Source organism: Acinetobacter sp. A47 (genome assembly GCF_000805455.1).
Lineage (GTDB): Bacteria > Pseudomonadota > Gammaproteobacteria > Pseudomonadales > Moraxellaceae > Acinetobacter.
This window is the reverse complement of sequence record NZ_JSUS01000012.1, coordinates 88,997-110,759: the sequence shown is the minus strand read 5'-3', so window position 1 is coordinate 110,759 and position 21,763 is coordinate 88,997. Positions and strand designations below refer to the sequence as shown.

The window sequence follows — 21,763 nt, the reverse complement described above, 5'->3', positions numbered from 1 at the left end:
ATTTAATACAAATTCTGGCAATTTTTCGATGACCATATCCATCACGGACATGTCAAAAACGCATCGTTAAAATTATTTAATTTCATCCATAGAGCGTAAGTTTTTCACCGCAATACGTTCAGCATTCTTACGGTCACGTTCTGGCATCATCTTTGGCTTATACACGGGCTGAAGATCATCACCAATAACCGCTGAAAGTGGACGGCGCTCTAGTTGAATTTGGTCTTGAAGTAACATCAATGCCTGGATCAGTGCCTCTGGACGAGGTGGACAACCCGGGACATACACATCTACAGGAATAATTTTATCTACACCCTGAACCACAGAATAGATGTCGTACATACCACCTGAGTTAGCACAAGCACCCATTGAAATGACCCATTTAGGCTCAAGCATCTGTTCATACAGACGCTGGATTACAGGCGCCATTTTGACAAAACAGGTTCCTGCAACAATCATCAAGTCAGCCTGACGCGGTGAAGCACGAATTACCTCGGCACCAAAACGCGACATGTCATGCACACCGGTCAGGGTGGTTGCATATTCGACGTAACAGCAAGATGTACCGAAGTTAAATGGCCACAAAGAGTTTTTACGGCCCCAGTTCACTGCGGTATGCAACACATCTTCAAGACGTGTCATCATCACACTTTTATTAACTTCTTCCTCAAGTGGATCAGTTACGATTTGACGATCTTGCAATGGATATTGATCGGCATCCGGATTCGCACGGGTTAAAGTATATTTCATCCCGACTTACTCCTGTTCAGATGTTGAGGTAGTCGGTGTTTTAGATTTAACACGACCAGAAGACTGTGCTGGAATATGACCAGTAGGATCGACAACCAACTCTTCAATGTTATTGAATCGGGTAATGTCGGCAATGTTCATATTTGGCGAACCAATATTGGTTTTAATGCCAGCAGCTTTACGGCGATCAGAAGGCGCCCAGTTCAGTGCACCTGTTGAAAGCTCATAAATCAAGCCAATCAGTAAAACCAGAATAAAGACTGCAGCCGTTGCAAAACCGACCCAGCCGACTTCACGGACAGAAGTGGACCAGGCGTAGAGATAGAGGGCTTCCAGATCGAAAACCACAAAGAAGATTGCAACTAAATAGAACTTGGCAGACAAGCGGATACGAGCACCGCCCGCACTAACTACACCTGACTCAAACTGCTCTTGCTTTGCACGTCCCCATGCTTTACCCCCTAGGAGTAAGGGAACAGTGAGCATAAAAACGCAAAGAAATGTAACGCCGATCACGAAGGCAATTATTGCCCAATCGTATGGAGTAATGGCACTCATGCGGGGATAACTCCTGGCAGGCCTATTTTTAACAAAGAATGTATGTATTGGCCTTCAAATACACCAAACACAAAATTAATCCCGCCAATTGTACCTGATTTCTAATTTCTCATGCTAGTTGAAGCGCTTTAGTCTTTCGGATGATTTTGTCCATAAAATTACAGATATATCGTAGATCACTGTTAATTCACCCCTAAAAATCGAAATATCTAATCAAATAACACATATTGATCATTTTTTTCTTTATTTTATATTTGAAACTTCATTATTTATAAGTCCGGTTCAGAAATATAACCGGAAAAACTAACCTATTGCATTTATACTATTTATTGCCGAAATTTTATACAAAACCTTCTCTGGCAAACCCTGTTTTTTTATATTCATCCATCAGAGCTCCCCTCTGCGATTGGGCAATGATTCCAGCCGCTGGTTAACAAGAGCGTGCAAGGTCAAAGTCCGGAGTAAAACCGGCCAGCCCTTTCGACATAATATGTTGCAATTCAGCTAAATACTTTAATTATCTTTATACACAGCTCAAGCAATAGATCGTTATTCTAAGAAAAGCAAAGAAGGAGAAAAACATGCATCTAGAATACACACACGACTCGGATTATTTCTTTTTTTCACAACTACTGATGCGTCATATAGAAAGTTATGTTCGAAAACATCCGGATGCTGATAATGCAATTTTTGATTTAAGAGATATTTACGAAGTATTTAGAGAGGATTTTGCTGCAACAACCACTAATCTGGAAAGTATTCTCAATATTGCCGACAGTTATAAAGTCGAAACCTTAAATGGAGATCAGGCACTGATTCAAGGCTATAAAATCGATATCAAAAACAATTCCCTGCTCATTGATTTCAATGCAGATGCCTTAAACAACCTGCGTTCGGGAAAACCCCTGATCGAACCCGACCCTTCTGTTCATGAATAAGGACAAATACCCCAAATAACAATTTTTCCAGTAAAAAAAGCCAAAGCATTTATTGCCTTGGCTTTTTTAATACTTTTGACTTTATACAGGCAGCAAGCGACTCCCTTATGCCGTTTATTTTTTCGAGACTTGTTTATAGCGTTTTGCCGGCCAGGTCATGATAAAGCGTGCACCACCCAGATTCGGGCTTTGATCGACCTGAATCTTGCCACCAAACCAGTAAGCAATACGGCTAACAATCGACAGCCCCAGACCGTATCCTCCTGAAGCGCGGGTGCGGCTGTCATCCAGACGCGCAAAGGCTTCAAAGATACGGGCACGTTCCTGTTCAGGAATGCCGGGACCATCATCTTCAACACAGACATAGGCATTGCCATCGGCACGGATGCCACCACTAATACGCACCTTATGATCACAGTAACGTACCGCATTGCCAACCAGATTCTGCACCACACGGTGAAGATAACGGCGCTCGGCATCGACCTGCAGGGCCAGTGGCGGCGCAATCAGCTCGATTTCCTTCTGGGTCTTCAGCGCTTCGGTTTCCATCGCCACCTGATCCAGCACTTCAACCAGCACTACTTCTTCAAAATCTAGCGATGGCGTGCCCTGTTCCAGCTTGGCATAGGTCATGATTTCATCAATCAGGGTATTGAGTGCTTCAATATCCTTGTCGATCATATCGACCTGCTGGATACGGTAATTGTAGTCATCTTCCTCTGCCAGCATTTCCATACCAAAACGGATACGCGCCACAGGGGTTCTGAGTTCATGCGAAACAGCGCGCATCAGTTCACGCTGGGCTTCAATCAGTCGCTGAATATGATCTGACATATTGTTATAACTGGAAGCCAGATTGGCCATTTCATCGGTTCCCTCAATCGGAACACGAAGCGACAAATCGCCTGATTTCATCTTGTTCAAGGCATAACGGACCTGACGGATTTTACGCTCAAGCGGCAAGATCAGACCGTATACGCCCAGACTTAACAGGAACAGGCTGAACAGGGTAATCCCGGCAGAAAGCTGGAACGGCATCCAGTTAAACATCGGCACCGGGCCCAGAATGAGCACCTGTGCAGGATGATTTGGCATAGGTGAGACAATCGAAATGGTGGTTCCACGCACAGTCGCACTGTCTTTGTACAGCAAGATACTTTGATCCTGACGTAAACGGCCAATTTGCTCCGAATCCAGATTGACATCTTTAATATCTGCAATTTCAATCGGATAATAGAAGTGCTTCTTGATTTTATCGAGGTATTCGCGCTCTTGTCCCGGATAGAAAATCAGATAATCCAGCACAAAAATAGGCAACGCTTTCATCTGGCGTTCGCCAATCTTGTCAACCTTGATATAAAGGAAATGCTTGGGATCGTCTTTGAGACCGATAATGATATAGCCAATCCCGTTATTGGCATCGTAACGAACCACCGACTTTTGCTCGGCAATGCGTTTTTTTTCGGTACGAGATAATTCTACCCGCTCCGCGTCAACATAATAGATCGGCAATTCCAGCAAATCGGATGCATCGGAAATCCAGTCTAGTTTCTGTTGCTTTTCTGGCTGGCGAGACACCCCCTCGCTAATGACATAGGAAATGCCATCGGTAAGAGATTCACGATATTCCTGCGCCCGCTGGTAGTTAATGATCTGCACCAGTAGATAACAGAATGCAGCAACCACAACAACCAAAACCACCAACCCAGCATAAATCCGCAAGAATATGCTGTTTTTTAGTACTCGACTCACCATATGGTAAATAATTCCAAGCGAATTTAGTCTCACTTCCAGCTCCCTCCCTCAAGCAAGGGAGGAAGCTTTTCGCTCAAGGCGTGGAGTGGTTAAAACCCTGTAAAACGATATTAAACGCCGTTGGTTTCTTTAACGAACAAATATCCTTTACTACGTACAGTCTTAATACGTTTCGGGTTTTCAGGGTCATCACCGATTTTTGGACGGATACGAGAAATACGGACGTCGATTGAACGGTCCTGACCATCGTATTCGATTCCGCGCAAACGCTCGAAGATATCTTCACGCGACAAGATACGGCCTGCATTTGAAGCCAGTAACCATAACAGGTCATATTCAGCGCTGGTGAAATCAACCAGGTCACCATTCAAGGTCACTGAACGGCCACCGTTATCAATCACCAGATCATCAAACTCGATACGCTGAGCGACTTCATCTTCTACGGTCTTGTCGGTACGGCGCAATAAGGCACGGATACGTGCCAGTAGCACACGCGGCTGAACAGGCTTGGCAACATAGTCGTCTGCACCCATTTCCAGACCCAGCACCTGATCCATATCTTCAGTACGGGCAGTCAGCATCAAAATCGGCTGATGGTAATGAGGACGGACTTCACGACAAACAGTTAAGCCATCTGCACCCGGTAACATCACATCGAGTACCACCAGATCGGGCTGTTCGCTGATAATGCGACGAATGGCACGGTTACCATCCGTTTCAACACCAACTTCCAGACCGTTACGAATCAAATACTCTTGTGTCAAACGTGCTAAGCGTTCGTCATCTTCTACAATTAGAATCTTTGGTAACTTTTCTTCTTGGCTCATTTGTTGCCCCTAAAATCTGAGAGAATCCGTCTATATAAACGAGTCACTCTATCTATATAAATCTGACAGATACATTGGTTTATGAATTGCAATATACACACGTTTACATTGTAAACAAGTAGCCGTTCACCAAACTGATACACGCCTACCCTGTTTTGTTATCTTTTTATTAAAATTATGAATTTTAATATATTTTTCAGTTTCATAAGCGTTTTTTCGACAAGATGGATATTTAGTATAAAATTTGTGCCAATGTTAAACAATTTGTTTCTTTCTTCGCCTATAACAATTTAAGTGTCTGTTTTTTGAGTTATCCACAGAGTTATCTATAAGCCTTTTTCAAGGGCTTTGTTATGCTATGTCCCTGTGAATTCAGCAGTTAGGACATGAAAAAAAAATTAGTAAAATGTCAAGGATTGATCTACTGCCAAAAATCCCGTATCTTGTGTTGAAAATAAACTTTACCCACTAAGTATTGTGTTTATCCCTCAAACATCGTGGCATACTTTTTGCTCGATTCAAACGGTCCATGAACATAAAAATAGATGATAATGGAGCTATGCTGACATGAGCATCATCACTTCTACTCCTGGCCAACTTCAGGTTATTAAGCGCACCGGTGAGATTGCGCCATTTAATGCCGAGAAAATTTCTGTTGCGATTGGGAAAGCATTTCTGGCTGTCGAAGGTCAACAAGGTAGCGATTCCAGTCGCATCCATGACCGTATTACCCAGCTCACGGAAATGGTCCTCAACACCTTTAACCGTCGCTTACCATCAGGTGGCACGATTCATATCGAAGAAATTCAGGATCAGGTTGAATTGGCACTGATGCGTACTGGCGAGCAGAAAGTTGCTCGTGCGTATGTGATTTATCGTGACCAACGCGCAAGTGCCCGTCAGCAAACTGGCGCGAACCATCACCCGACCCTGCAGATTACAGATAGCAATGGCCAGCTCCAGCCATTGGATCTGGACGCCCTCACTGCAACCATTCAAACAGCAAGTGAAGGTCTGGAAGGAATTGATGTTCAGGCGATCGTTGATGAGACCGTTAAAAACCTATACAACGGCGTAAAAGAAAGTGACATTGCCACCACCATGATGATGGCAACCCGTACACGTATCGAACAAGAACCAAACTATACTTATGTGACTGCCCGTTTATTGCGTAACGAACTGGTCAGCACCGGTCTTGAATTTTTGGGCTTACCGGCAGACACGCTGGAAAATGATGCCCTGGAAACCTTCTTGAAGAAAGGTATCGAGCTTGACCTGCTTTCTGCTGACCTGCTTGACTTTGACCTTGCAAAACTGGCCGCTGCGATCAAGCCTGAGCGTTCAAACCAGTTTACCTATCTGGGTCTGCAAACCCTGTTTGACCGTTACTTCATCCATTCAAACGGCGTACGTTTTGAATTGCCACAGTTATTCTTTATGCGTGTTTCAATGGGTCTTGCACTCAATGAACAGGATAAAGAACAACGTGCAATCGAATTCTATGACTTGCTGTCTAGCTTCGATTACATGGCGTCTACACCGACCCTGTTTAACTCTGGTACATTGCGTCCGCAATTATCAAGCTGTTACTTAACCACCATCGGTGATGACCTGTATGACATTTATGGCGCAATGCGTGATAACGCGATGCTGTCAAAATGGGCGGGCGGTCTGGGCAATGACTGGACACCGGTACGTGCCTTGAACTCTTATATCAAGGGCACCAATGGTAAATCTCAAGGGGTTGTACCATTCCTTAAAGTTGCGAATGATACAGCGGTTGCGGTTAACCAGGGTGGCAAGCGTAAAGGTGCGGTCTGTGCATACCTGGAAACCTGGCATTTAGATGTTGAAGAATTCCTTGAGCTGCGTAAGAACACCGGTGATGACCGTCGTCGTACCCACGACATGAACACGGCAAACTGGGTGCCTGACCTGTTCATGCAACGTGTATTTGAAGATGCAGAATGGACCCTGTTCACGCCTTCAGAAACGCCTGACCTGCACGACTTGACCGGTGCTGAATTTGCCGAGCGTTATACCCACTACGAAGCTGTAGCAAAAGAAAAGAATATGCTACACAAGAAAGTACGTGCCAAAGACTTGTGGCGCAAAATGCTTTCGATGCTGTTTGAAACAGGTCATCCGTGGATCACATTCAAGGATGTATGTAACTTACGTTCGCCGCAACAGCACGTAGGCGTGGTGCACTCATCGAACTTATGTACCGAAATCACCCTAAATACCAACCAGGATGAAATTGCGGTATGTAACCTTGGCTCAATCAACCTTGTACAACACGTTCAAGGCGGCGTATTGGACCGTGAGAAGCTGGCCCGTACCATCAAGACTGCAGTTCGCATGCTCGACAACGTGATCGACATCAACTACTACGCGGTACCACAAGCGAAGAACTCAAACCTGAAACACCGTCCGGTGGGTATGGGGATCATGGGCTTCCAAGATGCCCTGTATGAAATGGGCATTGCTTACGGTTCCGATGCAGCAGTTGATTTTGCTGACGAATCAATGGAAGTGATCAGCTACTACGCAATTCAGACTTCAAGCGATCTGGCAATTGAACGCGGCGCCTACTCTACCTTCAAAGGTTCATTGTGGGATCAAGGTATCTTGCCTATCGACTCTTTAGAGCTGGTTGCAAAATCTCGCCCGGAGCGCATGTTTGAAGTGGATCGCACCCAACGTCTGGACTGGGACACATTACGTGCCAAAGTACAAAAAGACGGTATGCGTAACTCAAACGTGATGGCAATTGCACCAACTGCAACCATCTCGAACATCTGTGGCGTGTCTCAATCAATTGAACCGACTTTCCAGAACCTGTATGTGAAATCGAACCTTTCTGGCGAATTCACCGTGATCAACCCTTACCTCGTTCGTGCATTAAAACAACGTGGTCTGTGGGACAGCGTCATGGTCAACGACCTGAAACATTTTGAAGGTTCAGTTCAAAAGATTGCGCGTATTCCAGATGAATTAAAAGCGATCTTCGCTACCGCGTTTGAAGTTGACACCCGCTGGATCGTGGATGCTGCTTCCCGTCGTCAAAAATGGATCGACCAGGCACAGTCATTGAACCTGTATATTGCTGGTGCAAACGGTAAGAAGCTTGACATCACCTACAAGATGGCATGGTTACGCGGTCTTAAGACCACCTATTACCTCCGAGCTTTAGGTGCAACATCGGCTGAGAAATCAACCATCAATACGGGCGCACTTAATGCAGTTAAGCCAGCATCGGTTGAAGCTCCTGTGGTTGCGGCAACAGCAGCAGTTGTGGCTGAGAAGAAAGCTGAAACTCCGGTTGAAGAAGATGGTTTCACCACTGCAGCACCAGTACCAATGGCTTGTTCGATCGACAATCCGGACTGTGAAGCTTGTCAGTAATTTTACTCCTCTCTCCATAAACACCCTCTCCTGTCAGGAGAGGTGAAGAGCGACTAAAGCTCCGCAAGAGAGGTTTCTATAGAGGCATAAATCATGTTCCATCTCAGTCATAATTATCAATTTGGTGTGATTGTTCTGATTTGTGCCTTTCTAGTGTTTTATATCCCCCTCGTTTACGCATTTTTCAAAATACGTAGACAACAGCGTAATCAAAATAAGTCTTAGGGATTGCGGATGATCACGGATCATTTTTAAAAACCCGGTCAATAAAACTTAATTTTGCTTACACAAATTGAGCGTATAGTAAGGACATCTTCTTGATTGAGATGTCTTAATAAAAGATATAAAGCAACGAAGAGAGAATTGATATGTCTATCCTTAGTTGGGACGATTTTGAAGATGATTCGCAAAAACCGACTACACCTGAACACAAGCCTGCGTCCATCGACACGCAAAAAACGGTTAACACGCAAGTGGTATCTGATTCAGAGCAATCATCGCCGCGCGTGGCTGCTACACAACCCGCTGGAACCAGTGCCGTGCGATCAACAAATCCAACCGATTCGCTGGCTCGAGCATCTTCAGCCCTAGAGCACCTAGATGTTGCACCTGGCCTGGAAGAGCTTGAAATGGGTGCCCAGCGCGTACAGGTTGATGATAAAGCCATGATCAACTGCCGTGCAGACTTGAACCAGCTGGTACCATTCAAATACGAATGGGCTTGGCAGAAGTACCTTGACGGGTGTGCAAACCACTGGATGCCACAAGAAGTCAACATGAACCATGACATCGCGCTCTGGAAGTCTGAAAATGGCCTAACCGAAGACGAGCGTACCATTATCATGCGTTCTTTAGGTTTCTTCTCGACTGCAGACTCACTGGTTGCCAACAATCTGGTCTTGGCAATTTACCGTCATATCACCAACCCTGAATGCCGCCAGTACATCCTGCGTCAGGCATTTGAAGAAGCGATTCATACTCATGCTTACCAGTACTGTATCGAATCGTTAGGTATGGATGAAGGTGAAGTCTTCAACATGTACCGTGAGATTCCATCTGTTGCACGTAAGGCAGCCTGGGGCTTGAAGTATACCCAATCTTTAAGTGACCCGACTTTCCATACCGGTACACCTGAAAATGACCAGCGTTTGCTTCGCAACCTGATTGCATTCTACTGTGTACTTGAAGGGATCTTCTTCTACTGTGGCTTTACTCAAATCTTGAGTATGGGTCGTCGTAACAAGATGAACGGTGTTGCCGAGCAGTTCCAGTACATCTTGCGTGATGAATCTATGCACCTGAACTTCGGTATCGACATGATCAACCAGATCAAGATCGAGAACCCGCACTTGTGGACGGCCGAGTTCCAGGAAGAAGTGATTCAAATGATTCTTGAAGGCACCATGCTTGAGATCGAATATGCGCGTGACACCATGCCACGTGGTGTATTGGGCATGAATGCAAGCATGATGGAAGAATACTTGAAGTTCATCTGTAACCGTCGTCTAGCACAGCTTGGTTTACCAGAGCAATTTGCCGGTGTAACCAACCCGTTTGGCTGGATGTCTGAGATGATGGACTTGCGTAAAGAGAAGAACTTCTTTGAAACGCGTGTAACAGACTACCAAACTGGTGGTGCGTTAAGCTGGTAAGTTGAATATCTTCTAAAGAACCATCTTATAAAAAATGCAGCTATTATTTATAGCTGCATTTTTACTAACACTAATAAAAGTCACTAACAATTAAAATAAAAATTATTACTTACTGCTGATAACAATTAATTTATTTCTTTTAATAATACAAATTAAAAATGAGGAAGATAATCTTTTAAATTACCCTTAACTTTTACTACCCCAAAGGACTAACCAACATTCTTATTTTTCATATATAATAAAAGAACCATAACAATCTTTCTTAACACATGAACACCAAAGAAAAAGGTGATGCTTTTGAAAACTTTGTTTTTAACTACTTCTCATCCTTAATTCAAAGTGGTTATTTAGGATTTCATCCCAACCAAACCAGAATCTACAAACAACATAAATACTATTCAAAAGATAGAGAAAGTGATATTACTTTTGATATAGCAATTGAAGTATTTTTATGTGGTCAAGATGAACCTTATATTATTTTGCTAATTGAGTGCAAAAACTATTCAAAAAATATTCCCGTTGATGATATTGAAGAATTTTCAACCAAAGTTTCCCAAGTCGGAAAACACAACACAAAAGCTATTTGTGTTACAACAAATGGTTTTCAACAAGGTGCACTAAAAATAGGAAAATTGGTTTATGGAGAATTTTAGCTACTGAAAATAAACATGAAGTTATTCTAAATCGAACCATTAATCGAATAAAAGAGAAAAAAGAAATTATAAGCCACTTTCTTACTTCCAATATTTTGGAGAATATTTCCGCTAGCAATATTTATATTCAAACACCTCTTCGTTTTACAACAATACCAAAAGATCTCATCTATGACTTTCTTTTATCCCAAGAAGAATTGTCACCAAAAGAATTCTTTGACTATCACCGTATAAATTTTTATTCTAAAGCTATTCCTTATAAATCAAAAAAAGAACTAAATACTCTTGCGGAAAAGTTGTTTAATGAATTTCAAGAAAACAACACTATAGATTTAGATAAAATAATAAATAAAATCGACTATAAAATTATTAAAATTAATGACATAGATAATTCAAATATTATTGGAAAGTTAGACACTAAATTAAAAACTATCACTATTCTTGGGGTTGAACATTATTCTCAACATCAAATTAATTTTGCTAAAGCTCATGAAATTGCACATATTTTTCTTAAGCACGATAAATATATAATTTCAGAGAATATCTTAAACACTGGAGAATCACACTCTACAAGTATAGAAGTTAACCAAAATATTGATAGACTTGAATTCCAAGCAAATTATTTTGCAGCCTGTTTATTACCTCCTGAAAATCTGTTAAAGGCGGCTTTAAATTATTATTTAATAAAATATGACATCAAAAATAGAGGCTTTTCCCCACTCTACATTGACTTACAACCATGCAACTTTGAAAACTATAAAAAAATTATTTTGCCATTGACTAAAATGTTTAATGTATCTCAAGAAACTATGAGAATTAGACTAACTGAGTTAGGTTTGGCTAAATTCTCTTTTTCCTCATCCGATGACTCCACTAATCGCCCATCCACCACAAACAACACCATTTTCACATCAATTGCAGAGAGACTCTCATCAGCCACCAAAAGCCATCAGTCCCAAGGCTCAAGCACGACTATGTAAACACCTGACTCAAGTATTTTTAATAGTTCAATCCACCTTAAATAATGAGACTCCTCACCTCCCCAACCCCACCAAAAATCCCTCAATCATACGCGCTGGGTCCTCTACTGTATTTCCTCCTTTCAACAAAAGAAGTGCTCCATCTACCACAAACAGGAACATCTCTGCATCGACCTGAGTAGCATGCGCATGAGTCCCCAAAAGCAGATCACAAATTTCTTTAACCAACCATTTCCGGTATTCCACCACGATCTGATAAGCCTTTGGATAACGTGTTTTAATTTCAAAAATCGCCTTCAACGGTAAATGATAATACCCCTCCAGACTGACATGTAAAAAATAAATACGCCTGAGTTTGTCATGCAGGCTAAAGGCCGGCTGGTGGTGGATTAAAACAAAAACCTCTTGCTTGAGTGCATCTGTTTGAAAACGTAGCCCCATTTCAATCAGTTGCTCTTTCGATTGGAAATACTTGTAAAAAGTACCCTTGGCAATCTGGGCAGTTTCAATAATGCGATCGACCCCGACATTATGAAAACCATAACGATTGAACAGGTAGCGGGCGCTATCGAGTACTTTTAAAGCCCGAAATGAAATTTCTAAATCCGACATGTATTTCCCTATAAAATATTTTTCCATTTCAAAAGGCTAGAGGCATGCTAAATCTCAATAACTATCAAAAATGGCATGCAAAACTCCCTCAAGGATGACGTGTCTGCATCTCGAGTTTGAGGAATATAAGTTTTTAGTCATAATGAACTACAGCCTGAAAGACGAAAGCCATTCAAGCCAGGTGATGGACTAGTTTAGAAATTTAAGAAGAGAGTGCATGGCCAACTCCTGAGAAATCCAGAACTCTGCCAATACACGCATAATGATGGTGGCAGGACGAAAGAGGGTTGACAGACTGAACCTAAGCATCAGCACGCCCAAAGGCGTCCCCCTCTCGTCCTACCGCAACAAAAAAGGGGGACGAACAAGTCTACATCAAAAAAATAAGTTTTTTCAATGCACTTAGGAATCGGTCTGTCAAAACCGGCTGGCATGTAGGCCAGCATTTAAACAATAATGGCAGAGTTGGGACGTGTCAATATTGGATTTTATATACAATCCTTATTTATTATTAATTTTCAATCAGTTATATTGTTTAATATTTTTAATATATTATGTAAGGATATTTTATCAATCAAGTTCAACCGTTAAGCATACTTAATTCACTGATTACCACAGGACAGCACCGTACCCGGTTTTAAACCATTTCTGCCTGCCCGACCTGATGATAAGCACGATTAAAATACACTAACCCCTGATCTTGCTGGCTCTGTTGAATTGCCACGATGCGACAGATCAAAATGGAATGTGTACCTACTTCCTGCATCTGCTCGATTTCACAATCAAAATTAACCAAAGCATCTTTAAGTACCGGTGCACCCGTTTCCAGCTCGGTCCAGACACCATGCTGAAAACGCTCTTCCGGAGTTAATTTAGAGGAAAAAACTTTAGATATATGCTGGTGATGCGCTGCCAATACATTCACGCTTAAAATTTTATTTTCTAAAAAATGCGGATGCGAGCTGGCAGCTTTGTTCATGCACACCAATAAAGTAGGTGGCGTATCAGAAACACTACATACCGCAGACGCCGTAAAGCCATAACGCCCAGACAAGCCCGCAGTTGTTATAACACTGACTGCACTTGTAAGTAACGACATTGCATTTCTAAACTCGATTGCTTCAACCATCACCTTATTCCTAAATTGAGCCATGTTCTCTTCTCTTTCACTTGCCTGATTGCGCCTGACAGCTATTTACCCCCTAACAGCTGAGCAAGAAGTTCAGGTTATAGTGTGATTTATACCGCAATCGCAACATGAATAAAACTGATTTAGTTTCACCACAATATGAATGAAATTCACCACATCAGCATTATATATCTTTTATCCCTTACGAAGGTAACCCAAGCTTAGGGGGCGCCCCATAGACAAAACCTGCTGTGAGCATCTACCTCTTGCGGCTTAACTTTATGAATCATCCTATAAAAGCGGTTAAGAACCGCTGGATAAAATAGCTTGAGGTCTAAACTGGCGTTATCAAACATGATTACAGATTTTTGCGATACTGAATAAATCCGGCATTCACTGCAATCTTGTCATAAAGTAGTCGTGCTTGCGCATTACTTTCATGGGTAAGCCAATAGACACGTGAGCATTGTCTTTCAGCAGCTTGTTGGTAGACCGCCTCGATTAATTTTCGCCCCAGCCCCTTTGCTCGTACCCCTTGCTCGACAAATAAATCCTGTAAATAACAATAGTCACCGGTCGGCCATGTACTGCGGTGAAAAATAAAATGCACAAAGCCAAGCAGCTTCTCTTGTTCTTCAACAACCACACCGTACATCGCTTCATCCGTATCAAGTAAGCGAGAAAATGTTTTTTCCGTAACTTGAGGGTCAATCTCAATTTTATAAAAAGCCTGATACGCTTGCCATAATGACATCCACTGCAACTGATCTTGTTGTTGTAACGCTCTTAATCTCATGCATTTTGTTCCTTTTCATTGTGACAGGACACAACAACAATCAGCACTGAGCTGAACAGGCAGGCTTGTCCTTATTTTCAGCAAAAGTATTTTTATTGTTGTTAAGTTTGTTCAAAATATGACTTAACACCTTAAAGCATAAGGAAAATTCCCTCTATTCAACCAAACAATATACACACATAAAATAATCAAATGCGACTTGATAGGTACATTCTGATACATTCATTAACAAAACTACTGTCTATTTTAAAGTAAAATTCACGAACCAACTCCTCAAACATCAGCTTCAAGGTCACGCCTCGACTGATGTGCCTTTATTGCGTCTGTATCATCATTTAAATTCTTTCTCTCTATATCACTTTTATATAGAGCGTCATTTAATTTTTAAGGTAAATTGAATGAAAAAATTTTGGAAATATTTATTCGTACTGCTCGCGGTACTTATTATTATTGCAATTGCCTTTCTTTTTAGACCAGTTGCGTCTAAGGCAATTAAAACTGCAAATGACGAACCGACTGTCGATGTTGTACTTATCGGCGGCGGTATCATGAGTGCCACATTAGGGACTTATCTCAACGAATTACAACCTGACTGGAACATCCGCATGTATGAACGTCTTGATGCTGTTGCACAAGAAAGTTCAAACGGTTTTAACAATGCGGGTACTGGCCACTCTGGCTTTATGGAAATGAACTATACCGAAGAGAAAAACGGTAAAATGGACATTTCCAAAGCCATCAACGTGGCAAGCCAGTTCGAGATTGCAAAGCAGTTCTGGGCTCATCAGGTGAAGCAAGGTGTACTTGAAACACCAAATACCTTTATTAATCCGGTTCCGCATATTGCGTTTGTCTGGGGCGATAATGTGAACTTTATGGAAAAGCGTTATGCGGCCATGATTCAAAACCCGTTATTCGCTGGCATGAAAATGAGTGAAGACCCGGCTGAAATCCAGAAATGGGCTCCTCTTGTCATGGATGGGCGAGATCCACAGCAAAAAGTTGCTGCAACACGTATGGATGTTGGTTCCGACGTCAACTATGGTGCAATTACCAGACAGCTGATTAACCATCTCGAGAAAAGCCCGAACTTCAAACTGAGCACATCAACTGAAGTGACTGGCATTAGCAAAAATGACGACAATACCTGGTCGGTTGCCTTTAAAGATGTGAAATCTGGCAAGACCAGCCATGTGAAAACACGTTTTGTGTTTATTGGTGCAGGTGGTGCTGCCATTAAGTTATTGCAAATGACAGGCTTACCAGAAGCCCAGCAATATGCAGGCTTCCCTGTGGGTGGTGAATTCCTGGTTACTGACAACCCTGCCGTGACGGCAAAGCATACTGCCAAGGTGTATGGCCGTGCTGATCTGGGTGCGCCGCCAATGTCTGTGCCACATATTGATACCCGTTATATCGACGGCAAAAAATATGTATTGTTTGGCCCATTCGCAACCTATTCAAACAAGTTCCTGAAAAATGGTTCACAGCTTGATTTGCTTGCATCCACCAACAAAAACAACGTCATGCCTATGGCTGCCATCGGCTTGCAAAATGCCGACCTGGTACAGTATCTGATCAGCCAGGTAATGATGTCTGACGCAGACCGCTTCAACGAGTTGAAAAAATACTACCCGGAAGCAGATCCAAAAGACTGGCATCTACAGCAAGGTGGTCAACGCGTTCAGATCATCAAGAAAGAACCGGGTAAACCAGCCAAGCTGCAATTCGGTACAGAAATCTTTGCCTCTAAGGATAAATCTGTAACGGCATTGCTAGGGGCTTCTCCGGGCGCTTCAACGTCACCTTACATCATGCTCAACCTGCTTGAAAAAGCCTTCCCTGAGCAAACCCAAGGTGTATGGAATGACAAGTTGCATCAGATCGTTCGTTCTTATGGTAAAGACCTGTCAGCCGATCCGGTGCTGTTAGATCAAATCCGTCAGTACTCAAGCTCGGCTCTGGGCTTGCACTATACCACGCCTGCAAACGTGGTTCCGGCCAAGAAAGTAGAGAAAGCTGAAGCTGTTGCTCAGTAATCTCTGTCAGGATTAGGTCAAAAAGGGAGGAGTTTCGGCTCTTCCCTTTTTTGTTCAAGTTGTTAGCTGCATGTCTCCCGTACTTCCCTCCTCTGCTTTTGCTGCATTTGCCTGTCGTGACTTCCGGTTACTGACAGTAAACCAGTGCTGCCTCACCTTTGCAGTCCTGATTCAGGAAGTGCTGATCGCCTTTTATCTGTATCAGATTACCAAAAATCCGCTCATGCTCGGGCTGGTCGGACTGATGGATTTTCTGCCTTTTTTAGTACTGTCGCTCTGGGGTGGCTATATTGCCGACCGCTTTAACCGCCAGCGTATTTTACAAATCAGTTTTAGCTGTGCTATTCCGCTGTCCTTAATCTTATGGTTGTGTTTCGACCTGTTCCTGGCCGGAAAAACCGGCACACCGGCCCTGCTGATTTCATGCTTTGGCATCTTATTTTTATTTGGCTGTATTCGCGGTATTTATAGCCCGTGCTTTAACTCGTTACGCCCTTTTGTCGTGCCTGAATATCTTTATACCAATGCCGCAACATGGACCAGCATGTGCTGGCAGGCCAGTGGTATCCTCGCACCGGTCACAGGCGGCTTTTTACTGGCCCATCTCGATCTGGATATTACCTTTAGCATCATCGCCGGATTATTTGCTGCTGGCAGTATTGCACTGTGGCGCCTACAAAAACGACAATTTCCACAACTGCAGAGCGAATCCGTTTCCCAAAGCCTGCGACAGGCACTGCAATTTATTTTTAAAACCAAAATTATTTTCTGGGCCATGTTTCTGGATCTGGGTTCGGTCTTTTTTGGCGGTATCATTGCCCTGCTGCCTGTGTTTGCGCAGGATATATTACATACCGGAGCCGATGGTTTTGGAATGTTGCGTGCCGCACCGGCTTTTGGCGGACTGGTCATGATGTTGTTGCTGGTACGTTACCCTCCCAGGTCGAGACCCTGGCAGATGATGCTGGTTGCTGTAACCGGCTTTGCGTTGTGCACCCTGTTATTTGCTGTTACCAGACACCTCTATTTTTCTGTTGCAGTTCTCATTATTATGGGAGCCTGTGACAGCATCAACATTGTCATTCGCCAAACCATACTGCAACTCATACCACCCAAGACCATGCTTGGACGTATTGCCGCCATTAACGGCATTTTTGTTACGTCCGGTAATGAACTAGGCGCCTTACAGTCCAGTGTGATAACACGTTTTTTGAGCGTCGTTCCGGCGATGTTGATCGGCGGCAGCCTTTCCTTACTCTGTGTGGCCTTAACCAGAATCAGAACCAGGGATTTATTGAATTTCCGTTTTTAATTGCTTCTCTACCACTGTTTTAGAAAAACTCATGTAAGTCATATGAAACACACATTGCCCGCGTCCTCTGGCGCTTCCAGGTTTATTATTGTTTCCATTTTTATATGGCTGGCATTGTTGTGCCTGCAATCGGCCTATATCGTGATTATTGGCGGTGATGGCTATCTTTTCTGGACATCCTTTGGCCTGCTCATATTAAACATCCTGAGCCTTCGTCCAACCCTGCTCAAAAACAGGCTTGCCACCGCAATGACTGCGGTATTATTGATTTATCTGGTGCTCAACTCACTGTTCTGCACGTATTTAATCATTGCCTTTTATTGTATTTTCTACTTATATTCCGACGATTATAAATATAAGCGCCTGATTAAACTGGCAGGCCTGTTCCTGATCATGGTGATGTTTGCCCTGTATCAAAGCCAGTCCCTGCAAGAGCTAAAACAGAAATATGCCGCCTACGAAACTGGTGAAACCTGGCAACAGCACGGCGCTTTATAAATGTCATCTCAAAAAAAACCTCACATGACGTGAGGTTTTTTCAGGATTGCGATCAATCTTGCGAATCTGGATACAAAGGCCGGTTACCCGGGCTAATGCGGTTGATATGCAAGAAAGTCATATGACGTTCATACTTATCCAGAATGTCATTAATCACCTGTTCTTTGGTGTAGCCCACCAGATCGTTGTCCTGAGAACCTTCATATAAAAAGGTCTCTAAACGATAATAATGTTGCTTGCCACGTTTACCACGTTCACTAAAGGTTGGCGCGATATAACGCACAGGCCAGATCTGGTAGACAAAGTTATGCTCGTCTTCGATATAGATGGTAAGGTCCAGATGGTACAGGGTATCGCTGTCTTCCACCTCTCCTTGGGTTACCTCGACATTCATGCCACGTTTGACCAGCTCGTCGGCAACCGTCTGTACCGCAGGTTTGCACACGCTATCGAGCATCCGTTGTGTTTCACTGCTGCCAGGGTGGTGCATGACACGGGACAAACGCTGCTTCCAGTTGAGAATATCGACATTCCCCACCACAGGCGCAGCATTCAGGCTACGGCTGGCTTTACGATAATCCTCTAAACGCAAGGACTTATACAGGCCGGCCATGACCAGCAACATGACAAAACTAAACGGCAAGCCCATGATCACGGTAGCACTTTGCAAGGCGGTGATGCCGTTTGCCATCAGCATTGCCACCGTGAGCAAACCGATTGCCGTGGCCCAGAAAATACGTAACCAGCGCGGCGCATCGTTATCGACATTGGAAAACTTGGTGGTGAAGTTACCCAGTACCAATGCACCGGAGTCTGCTGATGTCACATAGAACAGCAAACCGGTAATAGTGGCCACACCCGCAATGAAGGCAAAGCCCGGATATTGGGCCAGCAGGTCATAAAAACCATGGGCAGGATTGGTCAGGACTGTTTGTGCCAGTGCGGTATTGCCGTCAAAAATAACATTGTACAGCGCACTGTTGCCAAAAATGGATAACCAGGTAATGGTAAACAATAACGGAATGATCAGGGTACCACAGACAAATTCACGGATGGTACGACCACGTGAAATACGTGCCAGAAACAGACCGACAAATGGCGACCACGCGACCCACCACGCCCAGAAGAACAGGGTCCAGCTATTCATCCAGTCCTTAGGCCGGTCAAAGGCAAAGCTTTCCAGAGCCAGACTCGGGAAACGGCTAATATAGTCACCAAAGTTTTGTACCAGCGCATTGAGCAGGAATTCGGTATTGCCCAAAAACAGCACAAACAGCATTAGGCCAATGGCTGCATAAATGTTGATTTCAGATAAGACCTTGATGCCTTTATTGACACCGGCTGTTACCGAAATAATCGTGACAATGACGGCCACCAGAATCAGTGCCACCTGAATCCACAGGTTTTCAGGCAGGCCAAACAATACATGCAAGCCATAGTTAATCTGCACCACCGCAATACCACAGGTGGTTGCAATACCAAAGATGGTACCGATCACCGCAGCCGTATCGACCGTATGTCCGATCGGGCCATCAATTTTTTTACCAAAAATCGGGTATAAGGCCGAACGGATGGTCAAAGGCAGGTTATAGCGATAACTGAAATAGCCCAGTGCCATCCCGACCAGCGCATACATGCCCCAACCGGTCAAACCATAGTGGAACAATGTCCAGACCATGCCCTGACGTGCCGCTTCAAAGGTCTGGCCCTCCCCGACAGGAGGGTTCATATAATGCGATAGCGGCTCTGCCACCGAGAAGAACATCAGGTCTGTACCAATGCCTGCAGCAAACAGCATGGCTGACCAGCTCAATAAGCTGAACTCAGGTTTGGAGTGTTTCGGGCCCAGCTTGATATCGCCATAGCGTGAACAGGCAATAAAGATTACAAAGATCAGATACAGTGTTGCTGCCAGTAAGTAGTACCAGCTAAATTTATCACTGACCCAGGCCAGCACCACATTTAAGAGGTGGTTGGAAAAGTCGTTAAATAAAATCGTAACAAGTGCAAATGTTAAAATAAGTAGAGCTGAAACATAAAAGACCACACGATTCAAATGATCTTTATTCGCTAATGTAGAATCATCAACCGCTCTTGGATTATCTGTTGCCATACAATCCTCAGGGAGTTAGAGAACAAAAAGAAAATATTCATCCATGTCTTTCCATTGCATATTCAATGAAAAGACATCTCCGAATAAAAAATGAAAAATAAAAGTCATTACCCAAATTACAATGTTTCTGATTTTTCAGTTGCAAAATGTGTTGGTGGAGTTACGGCTGCAACCACTTGTGCTGGCTGAGGATCCTGTTGATCCTGCTTGAGTGCCTTGGCCAGGCCAAACATATACAGCAAAATGATCGCAGAAAAAGGTAAACCACAGAGTACCACCGCGCTTTGCATGGAGTGAAAACTCCCTGCCAAAAGCAGACCGATACTGACAATGGTAATCACCACAGACCAGAAAACTCTCAACCAGACTGGTGAATCACTTTCATTGCTACCCCCTTTCGAGGACAGATTTGCGATCATCAGTGTACCAGAACCAACCGGGGTCAAAAACAATACGAAACAAATCACCACAACAATCCCAGCAATATACGGGTTGAACGGTAAATATTCGAGAAGCTTGAACAGCGACAAGGCAGCATCTGTCAGTACCATATCGCCCAAGGCCTGCTGGTTTTTATTAAGGATCAGGTCAATGGCGGTATTACCGAAAATAGAAATCCAGGCCAGGGTAAAGCCCAGCGGAATCAGGCATACCCCCAGCACCACTTCACGGATGGTCCGGCCTTTGGAAATACGCGCAATGAACATCCCGACAAATGGCGCCCACGCAATCCACCATGCCCAGTAGAACACGGTCCATGAGCCCAGCCACTCGCCTGCTTTCTGGTTGTACAGATACATATCAAAACTTTTCGCCAGAAAGTGATCAAGATAATCACCCGTGTTCTGTACCAGCCCATTGAGCAACTGGTTGGTTGGACCGGTCAAAAATACAAATAACAATAAGGCATACAGCAAACGCAAGTTGATGCGGGATAGCCAGGCCAGTCCCTTTTCGATTCCCACCACGGTGGTGACGGTGGCAACGGCCATCATTAACAAGACCACTGCAATCAGCGTCGTCTGGTTGTTGGGAATGTCCGGAACCAGATAATGTAGTCCCGATACCAGTACCAATGCCCCGATTCCCAGATTGGTCACCAGCGAGATCACTGTTGCCAGAATTCCGAAACCATCCACAAAATCACCGACCAGCCCATGGATACGCTCACCAAAGATCGGATAGAGGGCTGAACGTAATGCCAGCGGCAGATTCATGCGAAAGGCAAAATAGCCCAGGGTTACACCGAGCAAGGCATACAAGACCCAGCCATGAATTCCCCAATGCAGGAAGCTGTACATCATGGCATCGCGTGCCGCCTGTACCGTGCCGCCCTGGCCTTCCGGCGGTCTCAGGAAATGGTCGACCGGTTCAGCCACACCGTAATACAGCAAGGCAATCCCGATTCCGGCAGAAAACAGCATGGAAACCCAGGCCAGATAACCAAACTCGGGCTTGTCATCATCCCGGCCTAAACGAATCTGTCCGACCCGCGAAAATGCCAGCCACGCCACAAAACCCAGACATAGAATAATGACCAGCATGTAATACCAGCCAAACAGCTGGTTGGCCTGTCCCTGGATATAGGTCAGCCAGAGCTGGCTTTGCGTTGGAAATAACACAAACAATAGACCAAAAATGCCAATGCTGACCGCCGAGCTCCAAAAAACAAACAAATTTAAACGAATTGGTTCGGATGGGGATTCTTCATTACTTTTTGACACCATCTTCTTGCTCCTTGCA

At 43.9% G+C, this 21,763-nt stretch carries 16 protein-coding genes and 1 pseudogene; 8 read left to right on the top strand and 9 right to left on the bottom strand.

The features are described from left to right. Positions 1-72 precede the first annotated feature (72 nt). Positions 73-750, bottom strand: a complete 678-nt coding sequence (locus OC23_RS04390) for a NuoB/complex I 20 kDa subunit family protein (protein WP_038343076.1) — start codon at positions 748-750, stop codon at positions 73-75. A 6-nt stretch (positions 751-756) separates the two neighbouring features. Next, positions 757-1,308, bottom strand: coding sequence for an NADH-quinone oxidoreductase subunit A (locus OC23_RS04385; protein WP_038343075.1), 552 nt, complete (start codon positions 1,306-1,308; stop codon positions 757-759). Between the two features lie 581 nt (positions 1,309-1,889). Here OC23_RS04385 and OC23_RS04380 point away from each other — a divergent pair. Continuing rightward, positions 1,890-2,246, top strand: a complete 357-nt coding sequence (locus OC23_RS04380) for a hypothetical protein (RefSeq protein WP_038343074.1) — start codon at positions 1,890-1,892, stop codon at positions 2,244-2,246. A 114-nt stretch (positions 2,247-2,360) separates the two neighbouring features. Here the strand turns inward: OC23_RS04380 and bfmS are convergent, their stop codons facing one another. Together bfmS and bfmR are read right to left on the bottom strand one after the other, a co-directional pair. Further along, on the bottom strand, positions 2,361-4,001 hold the full coding sequence (bfmS, locus tag OC23_RS04375) for a sensor histidine kinase BfmS (protein WP_038343073.1): 1,641 nt from the start codon (positions 3,999-4,001) through the stop codon (positions 2,361-2,363). A 110-nt stretch (positions 4,002-4,111) separates the two neighbouring features. Next, positions 4,112-4,828 (bottom strand): response regulator transcription factor BfmR, encoded by a 717-nt coding sequence (gene bfmR, locus OC23_RS04370; protein WP_038343070.1) that lies wholly within the window; start codon positions 4,826-4,828, stop codon positions 4,112-4,114. Positions 4,829-5,395: 567 nt separating this feature from the next. Between bfmR and OC23_RS04365 the strand changes: the two genes are divergently transcribed. The 4 genes and pseudogenes from OC23_RS04365 to OC23_RS19610 form a co-directional block, all read left to right on the top strand. Next, complete coding sequence (locus OC23_RS04365; protein ID WP_038343068.1) at positions 5,396-8,236, top strand: ribonucleoside-diphosphate reductase subunit alpha; 2,841 nt, start codon at positions 5,396-5,398, stop codon at positions 8,234-8,236. Between the two features lie 93 nt (positions 8,237-8,329). Then, on the top strand, positions 8,330-8,461 hold the full coding sequence (locus OC23_RS18685; RefSeq protein ID WP_004655460.1) for a hypothetical protein: 132 nt from the start codon (positions 8,330-8,332) through the stop codon (positions 8,459-8,461). A gap of 143 nt (positions 8,462-8,604) precedes the next feature. Then, the gene (locus OC23_RS04360; protein WP_038343067.1) at positions 8,605-9,888 is read left to right on the top strand and encodes a ribonucleotide-diphosphate reductase subunit beta; all 1,284 of its coding nucleotides are present in this window, start codon (positions 8,605-8,607) and stop codon (positions 9,886-9,888) included. 269 nt (positions 9,889-10,157) lie between these two features. Beyond that, positions 10,158-11,395, top strand: a pseudogene (locus tag OC23_RS19610) (ImmA/IrrE family metallo-endopeptidase); the annotation flags it as partial. Between the two features lie 180 nt (positions 11,396-11,575). On the opposite strand, the gene OC23_RS04350 reads toward OC23_RS19610, so the two are convergent. The 3 genes from OC23_RS04350 to OC23_RS04340 all read right to left on the bottom strand — a co-directional run bounded on the left by OC23_RS04350 (position 11,576) and on the right by OC23_RS04340 (position 14,058). Then, positions 11,576-12,133, bottom strand: coding sequence for a TetR/AcrR family transcriptional regulator (locus OC23_RS04350; RefSeq protein ID WP_038343065.1), 558 nt, complete (start codon positions 12,131-12,133; stop codon positions 11,576-11,578). A 637-nt stretch (positions 12,134-12,770) separates the two neighbouring features. Beyond that, on the bottom strand, positions 12,771-13,262 hold the full coding sequence (locus OC23_RS04345) for a flavin reductase (protein WP_038343063.1): 492 nt from the start codon (positions 13,260-13,262) through the stop codon (positions 12,771-12,773). A gap of 358 nt (positions 13,263-13,620) precedes the next feature. Beyond that, positions 13,621-14,058, bottom strand: a complete 438-nt coding sequence (locus tag OC23_RS04340) for a GNAT family N-acetyltransferase (protein ID WP_038343061.1) — start codon at positions 14,056-14,058, stop codon at positions 13,621-13,623. Between the two features lie 398 nt (positions 14,059-14,456). Here OC23_RS04340 and mqo point away from each other — a divergent pair, with 398 nt between their 5' ends. From mqo to OC23_RS04325, 3 genes are all read left to right on the top strand, one after another. Further along, positions 14,457-16,097 carry a malate dehydrogenase (quinone) gene (gene mqo / locus OC23_RS04335; RefSeq protein WP_038343059.1) on the top strand — a complete coding sequence of 547 codons (1,641 nt, stop codon included), beginning with the start codon at positions 14,457-14,459 and terminating at the stop codon, positions 16,095-16,097. Between the two features lie 70 nt (positions 16,098-16,167). After that, positions 16,168-17,409 (top strand): MFS transporter, encoded by a 1,242-nt coding sequence (locus tag OC23_RS04330; RefSeq protein ID WP_038343057.1) that lies wholly within the window; start codon positions 16,168-16,170, stop codon positions 17,407-17,409. A 42-nt stretch (positions 17,410-17,451) separates the two neighbouring features. Next, positions 17,452-17,907 carry a hypothetical protein gene (locus OC23_RS04325; protein WP_038343056.1) on the top strand — a complete coding sequence of 152 codons (456 nt, stop codon included), beginning with the start codon at positions 17,452-17,454 and terminating at the stop codon, positions 17,905-17,907. Positions 17,908-17,959: 52 nt separating this feature from the next. On the opposite strand, the gene OC23_RS04320 is transcribed toward OC23_RS04325, so the two are convergent. Next, positions 17,960-20,020, bottom strand: coding sequence for a choline transporter (locus OC23_RS04320; protein ID WP_038343055.1), 2,061 nt, complete (start codon positions 20,018-20,020; stop codon positions 17,960-17,962). Positions 20,021-20,136: 116 nt separating this feature from the next. Further along, complete coding sequence (locus tag OC23_RS04315) at positions 20,137-21,747, bottom strand: BCCT family transporter (protein ID WP_038343053.1); 1,611 nt, start codon at positions 21,745-21,747, stop codon at positions 20,137-20,139. Positions 21,748-21,763 lie beyond the last annotated feature (16 nt).